Source organism: Streptomyces sp. NPDC127084 (assembly GCF_042724175.1).
In the GTDB taxonomy this organism is placed as follows: Bacteria; Actinomycetota; Actinomycetes; order Streptomycetales; family Streptomycetaceae; genus Streptomyces.
Genome location: NZ_JBHXFA010000358.1, coordinates 1 through 1,456, shown reverse-complemented (window position 1 = coordinate 1,456; position 1,456 = coordinate 1). Strand labels below are relative to the sequence as shown.

Genomic DNA, 1,456 nt, shown 5'->3' with positions numbered 1-1,456 from the left:
AAGTAGATGTCGATCAACTCCTCGACGCTCTTGGGGACTTGCTCGGGGTGGTAGAACCAGCCGTCGTGGATCGACACATCGCATACGGCGGGCCACCACTGGAGGTAGTCGGTGTTGGGTTGCGCCGAGACGAGCGCGGCACGACTGCCCTCGTCGGGGGTGTCGTACGACAGCGCCCAGTCCGTGCGGCCGTACTGCTCCTCCTTGACCGGGAGGACGCTCCACTCGTCCTGGCGCGCGGTGCCGCCCTCGTTTCCGACCCACCGCACATCCGGTCCGGTCACGGCGATCGCCGCGTCCGGGGCCAGCGATCTGACCAGCGTGTACCAACTGTCCCAGTCGTAGTCCTCGACCTTGCCCGGCGGGATGCGGCCCTGGGCGCCGTCGAACCACACCTCGTCGATCGGGCCGTACTCGGTCAGCTCCTCGTAGAGGGTGTTGAGCATATGGGCGCCGTAGTCGGTGGCGTCCAGGGTGTAGAAGGTGTCCGGTGCGCGGTCGTCGCCGTCGACGAGGGTCGGGACGGTGCGCGTGGCGCGTGCGCTGCCGTTGGCGTAGACGCCGTGGAGGTACTGGTTCTCGTCGGCGGGCGAGAGATAGACGCCGGCCTTGATGCCGTACCGCCGCATGGAGTCGGCGAAGGAGCGCAGTACGTCGCCCTCCCCCGCACGCCAACTGCTGTACGCGACCGTGTGGTTGGTGTAGCGGGAAGGGTAGAGGACGAAGCCGTCGTGGTGTTTGACGGTGAGGATGGCGAGCTTGATGCCGCCGTCGCGCAGGGCGCGGGCCCACTGGTCGGTGTCGAGGCCGGTCGGCTGGAACACGTCCGGGTCCTCGTCGCCGGTCCCCCACTCCAGGCCGGTGAAGGTGTTCACGCCGAAGTGCAGGAACGCGGTCCGCTCCAGTTTCTGCCAGGCCACCTGCCGTGCGGTGGGCCGGACTTGGGAGGCCTTGCGGACCAGCTCGGCCTCGGTGTCGTCCGGGCCGACGGGGATGCGGGAGCGGTCGCCGGTCGGGGGCGGGGGTGCCGCGAGAGCGGGCACCGTGGTGGTGCCGGTCGCGGCAAGCGCGGTGGCCGAGAGGACGAAGAGACGTCTGGAGAGGGCCATGGGGGTGGGACTCCTCTGGTCTGGTCAGAGTGCGGTCAAGTGCCAGGTGGCGGGCCGGTGTTGGTCCGGCGGGTACTGCACGAGCCGGCCGTCGTCCGCGATGCTCAGCGCCATCTGCGTGATCGCGTTCACCAGCCGGTAGCCGCCCGGTACGGGGGTCAACTCCCATCGCTGCATGGTGTTCGCGGCGTCGCAGGGCTGCGGGGTCGCCGAAACTCCGGGCTGGAGCGGCACATTGAGGGTCAGCTTGCCGCCCTGTATCTCCAGGCAACCCGCTGCGGTCCGTACCGTCGCATAACCGTCCGGCGTGAGCTGCACCGTGGCGTCTAGAGAAGCCCCCGCCGTCC

The 1,456-nt window shown here is 69.2% G+C and carries 1 protein-coding gene and 1 pseudogene; both read right to left on the bottom strand.

The window, feature by feature from the left end:
- On the bottom strand, positions 1-1,109 hold a 1,109-nt coding region (locus tag ACFWI9_RS34190; protein ID WP_387169177.1), incomplete at its 3' end, for an alpha-L-fucosidase.
- 24 nt (positions 1,110-1,133) lie between these two features.
- Positions 1,134-1,456, bottom strand: a pseudogene (locus ACFWI9_RS34185) (glycosyl hydrolase family 20); the annotation flags it as partial.